14 protein-coding genes are annotated in these 15,879 nt (G+C 49.9%); 2 read left to right on the top strand and 12 right to left on the bottom strand.

Annotated features, from left to right (window positions below):
* Positions 1–31: 31 nt before the first annotated feature.
* Positions 32–1,348, bottom strand: coding sequence for a 23S rRNA (uracil(1939)-C(5))-methyltransferase RlmD (rlmD, locus tag RSC70_RS18725; RefSeq protein ID WP_332543150.1), 1,317 nt, complete (start codon positions 1,346–1,348; stop codon positions 32–34).
* A gap of 76 nt (positions 1,349–1,424) precedes the next feature.
* Here rlmD and barA point away from each other — a divergent pair, with 76 nt between their 5' ends.
* Positions 1,425–4,166 carry a two-component sensor histidine kinase BarA gene (barA, locus tag RSC70_RS18720; RefSeq protein WP_332543149.1) on the top strand — a complete coding sequence of 914 codons (2,742 nt, stop codon included), beginning with the start codon at positions 1,425–1,427 and terminating at the stop codon, positions 4,164–4,166.
* A 71-nt stretch (positions 4,167–4,237) separates the two neighbouring features.
* Here the strand turns inward: barA and acpS are convergent, their stop codons facing one another.
* From acpS to rpoE, 11 genes are all read right to left on the bottom strand, one after another.
* Complete coding sequence (acpS, locus tag RSC70_RS18715; protein WP_025800537.1) at positions 4,238–4,618, bottom strand: holo-ACP synthase; 381 nt, start codon at positions 4,616–4,618, stop codon at positions 4,238–4,240.
* Entirely contained in the window at positions 4,618–5,349 is a 732-nt protein-coding gene (gene pdxJ / locus RSC70_RS18710) for a pyridoxine 5'-phosphate synthase (RefSeq protein WP_130999442.1), read from the bottom strand. Before pdxJ ends, acpS begins: the two co-directional genes overlap by 1 nt.
* Before the next feature lie 131 nt (positions 5,350–5,480).
* A complete protein-coding gene (recO, locus tag RSC70_RS18705; RefSeq protein ID WP_025800535.1) occupies positions 5,481–6,209 on the bottom strand; it encodes a DNA repair protein RecO in 729 nt (242 codons plus the stop codon).
* A gap of 12 nt (positions 6,210–6,221) precedes the next feature.
* A complete protein-coding gene (era, locus tag RSC70_RS18700; protein ID WP_025800534.1) occupies positions 6,222–7,127 on the bottom strand; it encodes a GTPase Era in 906 nt (301 codons plus the stop codon).
* Entirely contained in the window at positions 7,124–7,804 is a 681-nt protein-coding gene (gene rnc / locus RSC70_RS18695) for a ribonuclease III (protein WP_008812639.1), read from the bottom strand. Before rnc ends, era begins: the two co-directional genes overlap by 4 nt.
* A gap of 308 nt (positions 7,805–8,112) precedes the next feature.
* On the bottom strand, positions 8,113–9,087 hold the full coding sequence (gene lepB, locus RSC70_RS18690) for a signal peptidase I (protein ID WP_130999441.1): 975 nt from the start codon (positions 9,085–9,087) through the stop codon (positions 8,113–8,115).
* A 121-nt stretch (positions 9,088–9,208) separates the two neighbouring features.
* On the bottom strand, positions 9,209–11,002 hold the full coding sequence (gene lepA, locus RSC70_RS18685; protein ID WP_332543148.1) for a translation elongation factor 4: 1,794 nt from the start codon (positions 11,000–11,002) through the stop codon (positions 9,209–9,211).
* 132 nt (positions 11,003–11,134) lie between these two features.
* The gene (rseC, locus tag RSC70_RS18680; RefSeq protein ID WP_282808057.1) at positions 11,135–11,599 is read right to left on the bottom strand and encodes a SoxR-reducing system protein RseC; all 465 of its coding nucleotides are present in this window, start codon (positions 11,597–11,599) and stop codon (positions 11,135–11,137) included.
* Entirely contained in the window at positions 11,596–12,558 is a 963-nt protein-coding gene (rseB, locus tag RSC70_RS18675) for a sigma-E factor regulatory protein RseB (protein ID WP_063585743.1), read from the bottom strand. Before rseB ends, rseC begins: the two co-directional genes overlap by 4 nt.
* The gene (gene rseA, locus RSC70_RS18670) at positions 12,558–13,202 is read right to left on the bottom strand and encodes an anti-sigma-E factor RseA (RefSeq protein ID WP_040046815.1); all 645 of its coding nucleotides are present in this window, start codon (positions 13,200–13,202) and stop codon (positions 12,558–12,560) included. Before rseA ends, rseB begins: the two co-directional genes overlap by 1 nt.
* A gap of 29 nt (positions 13,203–13,231) precedes the next feature.
* On the bottom strand, positions 13,232–13,807 hold the full coding sequence (gene rpoE / locus RSC70_RS18665; RefSeq protein ID WP_008812634.1) for an RNA polymerase sigma factor RpoE: 576 nt from the start codon (positions 13,805–13,807) through the stop codon (positions 13,232–13,234).
* A gap of 214 nt (positions 13,808–14,021) precedes the next feature.
* Between rpoE and nadB the strand changes: the two genes are divergently transcribed.
* A complete protein-coding gene (nadB, locus tag RSC70_RS18660) occupies positions 14,022–15,623 on the top strand; it encodes an L-aspartate oxidase (RefSeq protein WP_187989606.1) in 1,602 nt (533 codons plus the stop codon).
* The last annotated feature ends 256 nt before the right edge of the window (positions 15,624–15,879 follow it).

The raw sequence follows: 15,879 nt of genomic DNA, 5'->3' as shown, positions 1-15,879 counted from the left end.
CTCTCCCTTTTACTCATCAACTTGAGCCGTACTACGACGCAACAAACAACGCCATCGACTCTAAATGCCCCGTGTGGGGAAACATATCTAGCATTCGCACGCGTTCCATTCGGTAACCCGCTGCGATTAAAACCTGACTGTCACGCGCCAGCGTGGTGGGATTACAGGAAACATAAACCACCTTCTGCGGTGCTAGTTTAACAATGTGGTCCATGACGCCTGCGGCGCCGGCTCGCGCTGGATCTAACAACACTTTATCAAACCCAAGTTTAGCCCATGGCTGCAGAGTCACATCCTCCTCCAAGTTGTGCTGGAAGAACTCGACGTTATTCAATGCATTAATCTGGGCATTATACAGACCATTTGCTACCAGCGTAGCAACACCTTCAACGCCGACCACCTGTTTTGCGCGTTTTGCTAACGGTAATGTGAAGTTGCCCATGCCACAGAACAGATCTAACACCCGATCTGTCGATTCTACTTCTAGCCACTCCAACGCCTGCGCAACCATATGTTGATTCACGGCGTCGTTGACCTGAATAAAATCTCTTGGGCTAAAAAATAATCGCAGCCCATCGACCTGATAAAACGGTGCGTCATCACACAGCTTAACCAGTTCGTCGTCATTACCTTGCAGGTAGAGCATAACGTGATGCTGCGCACTAAAATTGTGCAATCGAGCCAAATCTTGTTCTTTCAACGGATCAAGATGGCGCAATACCAACACGGGGCCATTATCGGCTAACACCAGCTCGGCATGGCCTAAACGGCGAACGGCCTTCATTTCGGCCAGACATTCATGCAGCGGTTGCAAAAGCGATGCCAGCGCGGGCGCTAATACAGGGCACGCTTTAATAGGCACTAAATCATTAGAACCTGACTTGCGAAACCCCATCACCAGCTGCTGTTGTTTCGGCTGGAACTGCAATCCTAAACGCGCACGCCGACGGTAGCCGTATTCTGGCCCGCTAATAACAGATTCTGGTATGATATCCAAACCCGTTTCGCGGCTAATCAGGCGCTGAAGAGAAGCCGATTTGCTTCTCTGCTGTAAGGGTTCACTGGCATGTTGCTGCTGGCAGCCGCCGCAGATACCAAAATGCGGGCAGCGTGGCGCTACGCGCTCTGGGCTGCGGGTCAGTAAACGTTTTACTTTGGCCCGAGCGAACTGTTTTTTATCTTCGGTTAAAGTGACTTCGGCTTGCTCATCTGGCAATAGGCCAGAAATAAAGATAGCTTTACCATTGTGGCGTGCAACGCCTTGGCCAAAAGGATCAAGGTCGGTTGCCGTCACAGTTATGGTTTGTCGGGTCGCCACACGGCGTCCCGGAGAGTAAAATTGAGCCATGTTTTATCGATTTGTCGTTGGTTTTAGCTTTCGCTAATAATGATATCTGCCACCAATTCTCCCACATTGGACCCACATGACCAAATACAGCCTGCGTGCGCGCATGATGGTACTGATTTTAGCCCCCACTTTATTGATTGGTTTGCTGCTCAGTACCTTCTTCGTTGTTCATAGATACAATGAGTTACAAGCTCAATTGGTGGATTCCGGTGCCAGTATCATTGAGCCACTTGCCGTGGCGAGCGAATATGGCATGACCTTCCGCAGTCGCGAAGCGGTGCGACAGTTGATTGGCCTGCTGCATCGCCGTCATTCTGATATCGTGCGTTCCATCGCCGTTTTCGACGATAATAACGATCTGTTTGTGACTTCAAACTATCACCATAACTATTCGTTGCTACAGCTCCCCAAAGGAGTGCCGATGCCTAACGACCTGATGCTTTCCAAGCATGGGGATTCGTTAATCCTGCGCACGCCGATCATCTCAGAAGACCGATTTATCGATTCCACCAGCGCCGAAAACCCGCATCTTGGCTATATCGCAGTTGAGTTGGATCTGCGCTCGGTGCGCTTACAGCAATACAAAGAAGTGTTTGTTGCTACGTTGCTGCTGATTATCTGTATGTGTATTGCGTTGCTGTTTGCATACCGGCTGATGCGCGATGTCACAGGGCCTATCCGCAACATGGTTAACACCGTTGACCGCATTCGTCGCGGGCAGCTCGACAGTCGTGTAGAAGGCCATATGCTGGGTGAGCTGGATATGCTCAAAAACGGTATTAATTCGATGGCGATGTCTCTGACGGCCTACCACGAAGAGATGCAACAAAATATCGATCAGGCCACCTCTGACCTGCGTGAAACGCTCGAGCAGATGGAGATCCAAAACGTCGAGCTCGATTTAGCTAAAAAACGTGCCCAGGAGGCCGCGCGAATTAAGTCCGAGTTTTTGGCCAATATGTCGCATGAGCTGCGCACGCCGCTCAATGGTGTCATCGGCTTTACCCGACAAGTGCTGAAAACACCGCTTAACGCGACCCAAAGTGACTACTTACAGACCATTGAGCGTTCGGCGAATAATCTACTGACCATCATCAATGATGTGCTTGATTTCTCGAAGCTTGAAGCAGGCAAACTGGTACTGGAACATATTCCTTTCCTGCTACGTGAAACCATTGATGAAGTCACCGTTCTGCTCGCTCCGAGCGCACACGAAAAAGGCATTGAGCTTACCCTTAATATCCGTAACGACGTTCCCGAGCATGTGATCGGCGACCCGATGCGAATACAGCAAGTCCTCACTAACCTGTTAGGCAATGCGATTAAATTCACCGAGAAAGGGAATATTGATATTCGCATTGAGCTACGCAGCACCACCCCACATCAGGTTGAGCTTGAAGTGCTGGTGCATGATACCGGTATTGGTATCTCAGAACGTCAGCAATCACAGCTGTTCCAAGCATTCCGTCAGGCAGATGCCAGTATCTCTCGCCGTCATGGCGGCACTGGATTGGGCTTAGTTATCACCCAGAAACTGGTGAATGAAATGGGTGGCGATATTAGCTTCCATAGCCAGCCGAACAAAGGCTCGACATTCTGGTTCCATATTCAGCTAGAGCTCAACCATAACGCACCGGCAAGTCACTTCCCGATGCAGCGTTTAGCCGGGCAAAAACTGCTTTATGTCGAGTCAAACCCCGTTGCGGCACAGTGTACGCTGGACTTACTTCAGGCAACGCCGTTGGAAGTGAGCTACAGCCCGCTTCTGGCACAGGTTATTCCTGACTCTCACTATGACATCCTACTGGTGGGGTTACCGGTTAACTTCACCTATGACGATGCACAGGGCCGCGATAAGCTGAAAACCGCATTGTCCTTAGCCAACCGCGTGATCCTTGCTATGCCGAGCCACAAACTGCTCTATAGCGATGAATTGAAAGAACAAGGCGTGCGCAGTTGTTTAGCTAAACCGCTGACCAGCAATCGCCTGCTGCCAATTTTGCTGGATAATAGCCTGCCCAAGCGCGCACCGGTGGTGATTGAACATAAAGTTGAACGCCTGCCGCTAAACGTCATGGCGGTTGATGATAATCCGGCTAACCTTAAGCTTATTAGTGCGCTATTAGGTGAGTTGGTCGAACAAATTATTCTGTGCCATAGCGGTGAAGAAGCAATTGCCCAAGCGAAAGAGCACCGCTTGGACATCATCCTCATGGATATTCAAATGCCAGAAATGGACGGTATTCGTACCAGTGAGTTAATCCGCAAAATACCGCGCTATGTTGATACGCCAATTATTGCCGTAACGGCACATGCTATTAACGGTGAACGTGAGCGCCTACTCCGCGCAGGGATGGATGACTATCTGGCAAAACCCATCGACGAGAATATGCTGCGCCAGCTTCTGGCACGCTACTATCGCGATCCTAACCAGCAAGAATCACATACCGCAGCGGCATCACTTGAAGCCGATAGCGATCTGACGCTCGATTGGGAAATTGCACTGCGGCAAGCGGCTAACAAAGAAGATCTGGCTCGAGATTTACTGCAAATGCTGCTGGAGTTCCTTCCACAGGTGAAAACGCAGGTGGAAGCGGCTCTCGAAGGTAATCAGGATCCGGCGATAGTGGATATTATCCACAAGCTGCACGGTAGCTGTAGTTACAGCGGACTTCCTCGTTTGAAACGTCTTTGCCGTTATATCGAGCAACAGCTGCGCCATGAGATTGCGGTGGGCGATTTAGAGCCGGAGTGGATGGAGTTACTCGACGAAATTGAAAACGTGGAGAAAGCCGCACAGGAGAAACTGAACGGCTAGCGTTGTTGGGCGCTTAATCACTCATGGAACGGTGATTAAGCGCTAACTGTTTAGCTATTCTTCAACAATGATTACCCTTCAACAATCACGGTTGCGCAGGCATAGCGACGTTCATCAGCCAAAGAAACGTGAATAGACGTAATCCCCATTTCCTGCGCCAGCTCGGCAGCTCGACCGTGTAAACGCAGTACCGGCTTGCCCAGCGAATCGTTGTAAACTTCAAACTGAGCAAAGGCCAGCCCGTTACGAATACCGGTGCCAAATGCCTTAGCCGCAGCCTCTTTCACCGCAAAACGCTTGGCTAAGTAGCGAATCTTCTGCTGGTGAGCACAGTATTGCTCCCATTCAGCGGGCGCCAATACGCGTTTCGCCATTTGATCGCCACTGCGCTCAACGACAGCCTCAATGCGAGAAATTTCGACGATATCGGTGCCCAATCCTAAAACAGCCATTAGCGACGCGCTTCCAACATCAGCTGTTTCATGGCACTCACAGCCTCAGGTAAACCACTCATCACCGCACGACCAATAATACTGTGGCCGATATTCAGCTCATGCATTTCAGGCAATGCTGCAATCGGTAGGACGTTATGATAGGTCAAACCGTGGCCCGCATTGACTTTCAAACCGCGCTCGTTGGCAAAACGCGCGGCTTGGGCAATACGTTCAAATTCGGCTTGTCGTTTTAGTTCGCATTCAGCATCGGCATAAGCGCCGGTGTGGATTTCAATATAGGGCGCGCCAACGCTCACTGCGGCTTCAATCTGGCGCTGGTCGGGATCGATAAACAGCGATACCAAAATGCCCGCCTGAGTTAAGCGCGCCACGGCAACGGTCATTTTGTCCAACTGGCCCGCAACGTCTAACCCGCCTTCAGTGGTCACTTCTTGGCGTTTTTCTGGCACTAAACAGCAAAAATGCGGCTTCAATTCACAGGCGATATCGATCATCTCATCGGTAACCGCCATTTCCAGATTCATACGCGTCTGAATAGTTTGGCGCAGCAAACGCACATCGCGATCGGTAATGTGACGACGGTCTTCGCGCAGATGCACGGTGATCCCATCAGCGCCAGCCTGCTCTGCAATAAATGCCGCTTGAACAGGGTCAGGGTACTGGGTGCCACGCGCATTGCGCAGGGTTGCGATATGATCGATGTTGACGCCCAACAGTAAATCAGCCATGACAAATCCTCTTAAGAAAACGTTTAAGTCAGAGATTACAGACAGAATAAGGCTTAGTTCGCATCAGTGTACACCGAACTTAGCGGGATAGGGTCAGACAGAATTATTGCGATGTAGGGGACAGTGAGATTTCAAGCAGATGCAGGTTTGACTGGGCGTTTTCCGACAAACTGGCGGAACAGTTCACGGCTTTTTAACGGTTTTCCACCTAAATAGGGTTTCAGCGCCATACGTGTAAAACGTTTAGCCGCACGCAGCGTGAGTGGATCAGGGAATCTACGTTCAGCCAACGCTTTTAAATCGCGCCCGGTAAAGCTGAGCTGATCGACCAGCAGACTGGCGATAAATCCTTTTTCTTCACGGTAGCGATAGGTCATCTCATCAGAGACCGGTTCGCCGCTGCCCGCACAGTGTAGAAAATCGATGCCGTAACCCAGGTTCCCCAGCAAAGCGAGTTCGAACTCGCGCAGCGTATGCTCAGGAGAGCCGACGGTTGCTGCCAGATTTTGTAAACAGTTGAGGTAATCGAAGAATAACGAAGAGTAGTTGGTTTCCTGCTCAAGCACGCGGGAAACCAGCTCATTGACATACAGACCGCTGTAGAGCGAAATGCCCGTCAGCGGAAGCCCTAATGAAACGGGCTCAGCATTACGTAGGGTTTTGACTTCCCCTTTACCGCCCCAGCGAACCAGCAGCGGCGTGAAAGGTTGTAACGCACCTTTGAGACTTGAGCGTTTGCTGCGTGCGCCTTTTGCCAACAGACGTACACGCCCGTGCCCTTCAGTGAACAGGTCTAACAGGAGACTGGTTTCACTGTAGGGACGCCCATGTAACACAAATGCGCGTTGCCAACCTTCCATAGGCGCGATCTCTTAGAGATCTTCACCATAACCCAAGCTGCGCAGCGCACGTTCGTCGTCTGCCCAACCGGATTTGACCTTAACCCACAGCTCAAGATGGACTTTAGCTTCAAACATGGCTTCCATGTCTTGGCGAGCTTCAATACCAATTGTCTTGATTTTGCTGCCTTTATTACCGATAACCATCTTCTTCTGGCCTTCACGCTCAACCAGAATCAGACCGTTAATGTCGTAACCACCGCGTTCGTTAGAAACGAAGCGTTCAATTTCAACGGTAACGGAATACGGCAGCTCTTCGCCCAAGAAACGCATCAGTTTTTCACGGATGATTTCAGACGCCATAAAGCGCTGTGAGCGGTCAGTAATGTACTCTTCTGGGAAGTGATGGATCGCTTCCGGCAGTTTTTTACGCACAATGCTGGCGATGGTATCTACGTTCGTTCCCTTCTCCGCAGAGATTGGAACCACGTCCATAAAGTTCATTTGTTCGCTGAGGAACTGGATATGTGGCAGCAAAGCTGCTTTATCCTGAACGTTATCGACTTTGTTGATCGCTAAGATAACTGGCGCTTTCAAATCACGCAGTTTATTCACGACCATTTCGTCATCGGCGGTCCAGTGTGTCCCTTCAACAACGAAAATCACCAGCTCAACGTCACCGATTGAGCTGCTGGCTGCGCGGTTCATCAAACGGTTGATGGCGCGTTTTTCTTCAATATGCAACCCGGGGGTGTCCACGTAGATGGCCTGATATGGCCCTTCCGTGTGAATACCCATGATGCGGTGGCGGGTCGTTTGTGGCTTACGCGAGGTGATCGAAATCTTCTGCCCCAGTAATTGGTTCAGCAATGTCGATTTGCCAACGTTAGGACGTCCAACGATGGCAATAAATCCGCAATAAGTTGTTTCTTCGCTCATTCAAGCTCCAGCTGTTTCAGCGCTTGTTCAGCCGCTGCCTGCTCGGCCTTACGGCGACTTGAGCCAACACCGATAACCGGTTCGCTCAGGCCGCTGACCTGACAGTGAATAGTAAATTCTTGATCGTGTGCTTCACCGCGAACCTGCACTACCAAATAAGATGGCAGTGGCAGATGGCGTCCCTGCAAGAACTCTTGCAGACGCGTTTTCGGGTCTTTTTGCTTATCACCTGGACTTATCTCGTCCAAGCGTGAGCGGTACCAATCAAGGATCAGTCGTTCAATCGTTTGGATATCACTATCCAGGAAAATGCCGCCAATTAACGCTTCTACGGTGTCAGCTAAAATAGATTCGCGGCGGAAGCCACCACTTTTTAACTCACCCGGCCCAAGACGCAGGCACTCCCCCAAATCAAATTCTCGTGCCATTTCTGCCAGCGTATTTCCACGTACTAACGTAGCACGCATGCGGCTCATGTCGCCCTCATCAACCCGCGGGAAGCGGTGATACAGCGCATTGGCAATAACGAAACTAAGAATTGAGTCGCCCAGAAACTCAAGACGTTCATTGTGTTTGCTGCTGGCACTGCGATGAGTCAATGCCTGCAATAACAGCTCCTGCTGTTGAAAAGTATAGCCCAGCTTCTTTTGAAGCCGGTTAGTTACGATGGGATTCATGAGATACCAAATAGATCTAGAATGCGTCAAAAACCGCAGCATACGGAACAGGCCTGCTTGCCGTTAGCCAATCCAAAGCTGTTTCGTTTGCAGTGGCTTCCAGATCGGAAGCCAACTTTTTATCGCTCGAAGGGGTATTCTACAACGACTGAAAATATAATGCTGCGGTAATATGCCTTATTCGCTGAAGTTGCCTTGCTATTAATGCAACAGAAATAAGTTTAGGCGCATATTTTAATGCTGGTTAAAACTTCACGCTGATTTCACGCTGTAGGAAGATACCCACAGCGTGAATGATGAGCAGAAAATTAGTGGATCCCACCAATACGACTGAGGCGAACGCCGGTTGGCCATTGCCCTTCTTGTTTTTCAAAGCTCATCCAGATTGCCGTCGCTTTACCAACGAGATTCTGCTCAGGCACAAAGCCCCAATAACGGCTATCGGCGCTGTTATCACGGTTGTCGCCCATCATGAAGTAATGACCTTCAGGAACCACCCACACGCCCTGTGGTTGACCCGGCTGGCGATAATAACGCGACATCATGTCCTGCGCTTGAGGTACAGTCAGAATTCGATGGGTAACGGTACCCAGCGTTTCTTTGCGCTCGCTCATGCGGTATCCATCATCCACATTTTGATCTAATGGAATCTGGAAGAAGCCGCTACTGGCTTCACCATTGCCCATTTGACCAAAGGTCTGTACCCATTCGCTTGGCTCAGCCGCGCTGTAGGTAATTGGCAATAACTTGTCGCAGTTCTGCCCTGTTTGGCAGGCAGGGTAAACCGTAACTTCTTTACTATATGGATCGTAAGTCACTTTATCGCCCGGCAAACCAATAGCGCGTTTGATATAGTCCAAACGTGGATCCAGTGGGTATTTAAATACCACGATATCGCCGCGCTTAGGATGTCCGGTTGGAATAATCGTGTGCTGTGCTACAGGCTCTTTAATTCCATAGGCAAACTTTTCTACCAGAATGAAATCGCCGATCAACAGCGTCGGCATCATTGAACCTGATGGGATCTGGAAAGGCTCATAAATAAATGAGCGGATAATCAGAACCAGTGCTAAAACAGGAAAAACAGAAACACAGGTTTCAATCCAACCTGACGTTTTCACCGCCTCTTTAGCGGTCTGCTTATCTAAACCGTCAACCGTTTGGGCGTTGATCGCCGCTATCTTTGCTCGACGCGCAGGAGCTAACTTAAAGCGGTCGATACACCAAATAACCCCGGTCACCAACGTTGCGATCACCAGAATTAGAGCAAACATATTGGCCATGCCAATAACTCCTTAAATAACCCCGTGACTTCAACTTTAGCTAAAACTAGGTTGAAATCTATTTGGGCATAAGCCTCTCAATGATAACGGCACCTCAATCGGTGCCGCTCATCATAGAACTTTAGTCTTTACCTACGTGCAGAATGGCCAAGAAGGCTTCCTGCGGCAGTTCGACGTTACCGACCTGCTTCATACGTTTCTTACCGTCTTTCTGCTTCTGCAGCAGCTTTTTCTTACGGCTGACGTCGCCGCCGTAACATTTAGCAAGAACGTTTTTACGTAGCTGCTTAACCGTTGCGCGCGCGATAATCTGGTTGCCAATGGCTGCTTGAATCGCAATATCAAACTGCTGACGCGGGATCAGTTCTTTCATCTTCTCAACCAGTTCACGACCACGATACTGCGCGTTGTCGCGATGGGTGATCAGCGCCAGCGCATCCACACGCTCGTTGTTGATCAAGACGTCAACACGCACCATGTCAGACTGCTGGAAACGTTTGAAGCTGTAATCCAGCGACGCATAACCACGCGATGTAGACTTGAGGCGGTCGAAGAAATCGAGCACCACTTCTGCCATCGGTATTTCATAGGTTAGCGCAACCTGATTGCCGTGATAAACCATATTAGTCTGAACACCACGCTTCTCGATACAAAGCGTAATAACGTTACCAAGATACTCTTGTGGTAACAGCATATGACATTCAGCAATCGGCTCACGCAGCTCTTCAATATTGTTGATTGGCGGTAGCTTAGACGGGCTATCAACAAAGATCTCTTCACCACTGGTGGTTTGGATCTGATACACAACCGTCGGTGCCGTTGTGATCAAGTCTAGATCGTATTCACGCTCCAGACGCTCCTGAATGATCTCCATGTGCAATAAGCCCAAGAAACCACAGCGGAAGCCGAAGCCCAGCGCGGTAGATGTTTCTGGCTCGTAGAACAGGGATGCATCGTTCAGGCTTAATTTGCCCAACGCATCACGGAAAGCTTCATAGTCATCAGAGCTTACAGGGAACAGACCCGCATAAACCTGAGGTTTTACTTTTTTGAAGCCCGGCAAAGATTTTTCGGCTGGGTTACGCGACAGCGTCAAGGTATCGCCTACGGGTGCGCCGTGGATGTCTTTAATCGCACACACCAACCAGCCTACTTCGCCGCAGTTAAGTACGTCGCGGTCGATCTGCTTCGGCGTAAAGATACCAAGACGGTCAGCGTTATAGGTCTGACCGGTACTCATTACCTTAACTTTTTCGCCTTTGCGCAATGAGCCGTTTTTAATACGGATCAAAGAAACCACGCCCAGATAGTTATCGAACCAAGAGTCGATAATCAGCGCCTGTAATGGGCCTTCTGGATCACCTTCCGGTGCAGGGATATCGCGAACCAGACGTTCAAGCACTTCAGGAACGCCAACGCCGGTTTTTGCTGAGCAACGCACAGCATCCATCGCGTCGATACCCACGATATCTTCAATTTCCTGAGCAGCGCGATCGGGATCGGCCGCTGGCAGGTCAATTTTGTTCAGAACGGGAACCACTTCCAGATCCATTTCCATGGCTGTATAGCAGTTAGCCAGCGTCTGGGCTTCAACGCCCTGACCTGCGTCCACCACCAGCAATGCACCTTCACACGCCGCCAGAGAACGAGAAACCTCATAAGAGAAGTCAACGTGTCCTGGGGTATCGATGAAGTTCAGCTGATAAGTTTCCCCATCCTGTGCTTTATAGTCGAGCGTTACGCTCTGCGCTTTAATAGTGATGCCGCGCTCACGTTCTAGATCCATAGAATCCAGAACTTGCGCTGCCATTTCACGGTCAGTCAAACCGCCACAAATCTGAATAATACGGTCAGACAGTGTCGACTTACCGTGGTCAATATGTGCGATAATGGAGAAATTTCGTATATGCTTCATTATTAAGATATTTTGCCTGATGATTTCTAGATTACTCGCCTAAGGACACACTGATGGGTTCAAAGCGATGGTTTAACGTTTGGCGGTAATTTGCCAGATTCGATGCATTCTACACATCGAACCCAGTAAAACCTAGATATTCGTGGGGGTGCGGATCATGGATGGAGGCAAACCGACTTGCAAAACGATCGGCTGATAATCTTGCCGGTCACTTAGTTTTTTCGCCTTAAATCGCGCAAACATGAAACCAGCACCAGCACCAACCAATGCGCCTAACGCAGCCCATGCATCAGAATGCATAAATGACTGCCCCACACCACCGCCGACAATAAGGCCAAGCAGCGGAGTGAGATAGACTAACACCGCAGAACGCAGCAGATTGGCTTCAGTAATGCCAATCTCGACCTTTTGGCCAGGCTCTAGCGGTTGAGCAATTTCAACTTGAAGCTGATGCTGCGACTGTGGATTGATTTTATTCAACACCGCCGTACCGCAGGTATTTTTCGCCCCGCAGGAACCACAACCTGAGCGCTGTTCACAGTTTAGCGTAGCGACGCCCTGTTGCCAGGATGCCACCGTTGCCCATTCGCGCATCATGATTTACGACCATTGAGCGTAATGCTGTTTGCAACACGTTTAGCCGTTGACGGAGGTAATTCACCGACGACGGTAATATCAGTATTGTTACGCGTTTCGGTGTGAATGGTGCGACGCCCTTGGCGCAAGAATTGCTCGCTCACCGCAGCACCCGCAGCAGCGCTGCTGATATTGACCGAGAAGCTGAACAACCCATCGCTATACAAGCGCGATTCCACCGGTTCTGAGAGTGACGGTAGGGTACGGCGACTGCGTGAAACTTCTTTGAAACCCTGCGGCAGCCAAGATGCTTGCCAGCTAAAGTTAACCTTATCCGTTGCCGGTAATTTCAGCAAAGGTGGCAGCGTAAGCTGAGCTAAGCTTGCCATCGCTGTACTGACCTGATCGCCAACTGTAAAGGAGATCACACGGAACTGTTCTAATGTTTCACCATCGCGATCTAACAAGTCGACCCGCAAAGGCAATTTCGAACTTTCATCAATCCATACGATATAGCTAAAGCGCAAACCGTCACGCGACACAATACGAATCACTTCGCACGGGCGATCGGCAACGCGGGTTCTACCAACGGAGATGAAGTTGTAATACTGACTCAGCTGTTTGATATCGGAGAAAATTATCGATGGCAATGCATCAACAATGTGATCGCCGTTGAGCGTAAATGGCTCAAGACCAGGCTCAAAATAGCTGATTTCATTGCCACGCAGTAAAACTTCACGACGCGGACCATCCATCTGCAAGAGCTGGGATAACAACTGATTATTATAAATAGCATGACGATAGCGTAACGATTCAATCCCCTGCTTGGTGATATTGATATACGCTAACTCATAATTGAGTGACTGACTGGCACCGTTCATTTGTTGCAACATCGCCTCAGACGAATCTTGCGCTGAGGCGATGTTAGAAACAAATAGGCTACCAGCGAATACGCTGATGGCGAACCAAAGTTGCTTCATTACTGCTGCTGAGTTCCTAATGACAGAGTTCCTGGCACCTGAACTGACGCCTGAGTATTACCATTGTCCATTTGCAACTGTTCAGTGTGCAGACGGCGTTGCAGTTCATAATCCTGCAAAATCGCATTAATGCGTTTACGCTGCTGTTGAACCTGCTGCTGTCCATTGGCGTTGCTGCTCTCATTCGGAACACCAAAACTCACCGGCGAAGCTTGGCCGCCCATCGGTAGCGTGTTGAATGCCGGAGCATCCGAGTCACTTGCGCCACCGACTGGCTGATTATACTGCTGCACACCTACCAGCACGGCGAGAGAAACACAGGCCGCAATACCGATTTGTGTGATTTGGCTGGCCCAAGGACGAACCTTGTTCCAGAACGGCATATCTTTCCAGCTATGTGGTTGAGGCTGGGATTCGGGAATTGCATTGGGAACCAAGCGAACTGGTTCATCATCAAGCGCCGCGGCAATGCGATCGGAGATATCAAAATCAATCGCGTCGCTCACGTCACCGCGCAGGGTGTCACGTATCAGGTGATAGCTCTTCCACGTTTGTTGAAGCGCATCGTCTTTACCCAGTGAACCAAGCAGTTCACTGTCCAGCACTTCACCATCCATCAGAGCCGAAAGTTGTTCTTTCTGCATGCCTAAATACCCTTCCTGTGCCCGCATAATTAACGCTGTATCAGCGGTTGAACTTTATTATCGATCGCTTCCCTCGCCCGGAAAATACGAGAACGTACCGTTCCAACCGGACAATCCATAATGGCCGCTATCTCTTCGTAGCTTAAACCATCCAATTCTCTGAGGGTGATTGCCATACGCAAATCCTCAGGAAGAGACTCTATGGTTCGGAAAACAATCTGCTTCAGTTCATCTGACAACATTAAGTTCTCAGGGTTCGAAATTTCTTTCAATGCACCCGCACTTTCGAAGTTTTCTGCCTCGCTGGCATCAACATCGCTTGATGGCGGACGCCGCCCCTGAGCAACCAGGTAATTTTTTGCTGTATTTACAGCAATACGATAAAGCCAGGTGTAAAAAGCACTCTCGCCGCGGAAAGATTCCAACGCACGATAGGCTTTGATAAACGATTCCTGCACAACATCAGGAACATCGCCTGATGGCACGTAGCGGGATACGAGACTCGCAACTTTATGCTGATAGCGAACTACCAGTAAGTTAAAAGCCTTCTTATCTCCTTTCTGGACTCGCTCGACCAGCACCTGATCCGTTAACTGCTCGCTCATCCGAGGTAATCTCTCCTCAAATCTCTCTCCACGCATGAAAAAATTGTACTGCCAGTTGTCTCAATCGATCCTGAGCAAGCACTAGCTTAGAGTTCATACGTACTAAAAAGTTCCGTACGATGCTGTTTTTATATTCGTTGTTCATTAACCGTGCATTTACACGTTGGCATAGGCTAACATGATTTTCACTTTTCAGCTGCACACACCACAACCTATGCAACCAAATTCAGAACATTTTAACGATGTATTGATTATCGGTAGCGGAGCTGCCGGACTTTCACTCGCTTTACGTCTTGCCGATCACTGCAAAGTGACCGTTTTAAGTAAAGGTCCCTTTAATGAGGGTGCTACGTTTTATGCCCAAGGCGGTATTGCCGCGGTTTTTGATGAAACCGACAGCATCGAATCTCACGTGCAGGATACCCTGATCGCGGGTGCTGGGCTGTGTGATCCTTCGGCGGTTGAATTTATTGCTCGTAACGCAAAGGATTGCGTGCAGTGGCTCATCGATCAAGGCGTTCTATTTGATACCGAAATGAGCCCCGCAGGCGAATCTCGCTACCATCTAACCCGCGAAGGTGGTCATAGCCATCGACGGATCCTACATAGCGCAGATGCAACGGGCAAAGAAGTCGAGACAACTTTAGTACAGAAAGCAAATGCGCACCCTAACATCCGCGTTTGCGAGCGGTACAACGCCGTCGACCTGATTACGTCCAAAAAAATTGGCTTGCCGGGCACCCAACGCGTGGTCGGTGCCTATGTCTGGAACCGCGAGCTCGAACGCGTTGAAACTCTGCGCGCTCGCACCGTGGTATTAGCTACCGGTGGGGCAGCAAAAGTTTATCAGTACACCACAAACCCAGATATCTCTTCCGGCGACGGCATTGCTATGGCGTGGCGCGCCGGATGCCGTATTGCCAACTTAGAGTTTAACCAATTCCACCCCACCTGCTTGTACCATCCGCAGGCGAGAAACTTTCTCTTAACCGAAGCCTTGCGTGGCGAAGGTGCATTCCTCAAACGCCCTGACGGCTCGCGGTTTATGCCGGACTTTGACGAACGCGGCGAGCTTGCGCCGCGTGATATCGTCGCTCGCGCTATTGACCATGAAATGAAGCGTCTTGGCGCAGACTGTATGTATTTGGATATTAGCCATAAACCGGCAGATTTCATCATGCAGCATTTTCCAATGATCTATGAAAAGCTGAAGGATTTAGGCTTAGATCTCACCAAAGAGCCGATCCCTATCGTTCCTGCCGCGCACTACACCTGCGGCGGCGTGATGGTCGATCATCAAGGAAGAACTGATTTAGAAGGGTTGTATGCCATCGGTGAAGTCAGCTACACCGGCCTGCACGGAGCCAACCGAATGGCGTCTAACTCACTGTTAGAATGCGTGGTATATGCATGGTCGGCATCGCAAGATATTCTGCAACGCCTACCACAAACCAGTCTCGCTCCGCGTCTACCTGAGTGGGATGACAGCCGAGTTTACAACTCAGATGAGCGCGTAGTGATCCAGCATAACTGGCACGAACTGCGTTTATTTATGTGGGATTACGTGGGCATTGTACGAACCACCAAACGTTTGGAACGTGCGCTGCGCCGCATCCAAATGCTTCAGCAGGAAATCGATGAGTATTACGCCAACTTCCGCATTTCTAACAATTTGTTAGAGCTGAGAAACTTGGTGCAGGTTGCTGAGCTCATTGTGCGCTGCGCTATGGAACGCAAAGAGAGCCGTGGTCTGCATTACACGCTGGATTATCCAGACCTTTTAGAGAATTCGCAGCCAACGATTTTGCAGCCTTAGCAAATCATCAACTTTAGCGGCAATGTCGTAGATACTAAAAAGGCCCTATGGGGTAATACTGGTCACTTAAGCATGATTTTAGGGGAAGTACACCGATGGGGTCGTAGCAGCTTTAGCTGCCGACAACTTTGCCAGGAGCAAAGTTGAACAACGCTTTAGCGTTGACCCTTGAGGTGGAACACAAGGATGTGTTCCATAACGGCCCCGCGGTGTGCTAGCCCCGTGTATCTCGATCTCATAAACGATCGGCATTACC

It is taken from the genome of Hafnia sp. (genome assembly GCF_036648275.1).
GTDB lineage: Bacteria > Pseudomonadota > Gammaproteobacteria > Enterobacterales > Enterobacteriaceae > Hafnia > Hafnia alvei.
Note: the sequence above shows the minus strand (reverse complement) of the source record. Positions and strands in the feature narration are given on the sequence as shown.

Excerpts from the sequence above, each read along its gene's own strand:
- pdxJ (WP_130999442.1), bottom strand. The coding sequence starts at position 5,349 with ATGGCTGATTTACTGTTGGGCGTCAACATCGATCATATCGCAACCCTG.
- rseC (WP_282808057.1), bottom strand. The coding sequence starts at position 11,599 with ATGATGCGCGAATGGGCAACGGTGGCATCCTGGCAACAGGGCGTCGCT.
- acpS (WP_025800537.1), bottom strand. The coding sequence starts at position 4,618 with ATGGCTGTTTTAGGATTGGGCACCGATATCGTCGAAATTTCTCGCATT.
- barA (WP_332543149.1), top strand. The coding sequence starts at position 1,425 with ATGACCAAATACAGCCTGCGTGCGCGCATGATGGTACTGATTTTAGCC.
- rpoE (WP_008812634.1), bottom strand. The coding sequence starts at position 13,807 with ATGAGCGAGCAGTTAACGGATCAGGTGCTGGTCGAGCGAGTCCAGAAA.
- rseA (WP_040046815.1), bottom strand. The coding sequence starts at position 13,202 with ATGCAGAAAGAACAACTTTCGGCTCTGATGGATGGTGAAGTGCTGGAC.
- rlmD (WP_332543150.1), bottom strand. The coding sequence starts at position 1,348 with ATGGCTCAATTTTACTCTCCGGGACGCCGTGTGGCGACCCGACAAACC.
- lepB (WP_130999441.1), bottom strand. The coding sequence starts at position 9,087 with ATGGCCAATATGTTTGCTCTAATTCTGGTGATCGCAACGTTGGTGACC.
- rnc (WP_008812639.1), bottom strand. The coding sequence starts at position 7,804 with ATGAATCCCATCGTAACTAACCGGCTTCAAAAGAAGCTGGGCTATACT.
- rseB (WP_063585743.1), bottom strand. The coding sequence starts at position 12,558 with ATGAAGCAACTTTGGTTCGCCATCAGCGTATTCGCTGGTAGCCTATTT.
- nadB (WP_187989606.1), top strand. The coding sequence starts at position 14,022 with ATGCAACCAAATTCAGAACATTTTAACGATGTATTGATTATCGGTAGC.
- recO (WP_025800535.1), bottom strand. The coding sequence starts at position 6,209 with ATGGAAGGTTGGCAACGCGCATTTGTGTTACATGGGCGTCCCTACAGT.
- era (WP_025800534.1), bottom strand. The coding sequence starts at position 7,127 with ATGAGCGAAGAAACAACTTATTGCGGATTTATTGCCATCGTTGGACGT.
- lepA (WP_332543148.1), bottom strand. The coding sequence starts at position 11,002 with ATGAAGCATATACGAAATTTCTCCATTATCGCACATATTGACCACGGT.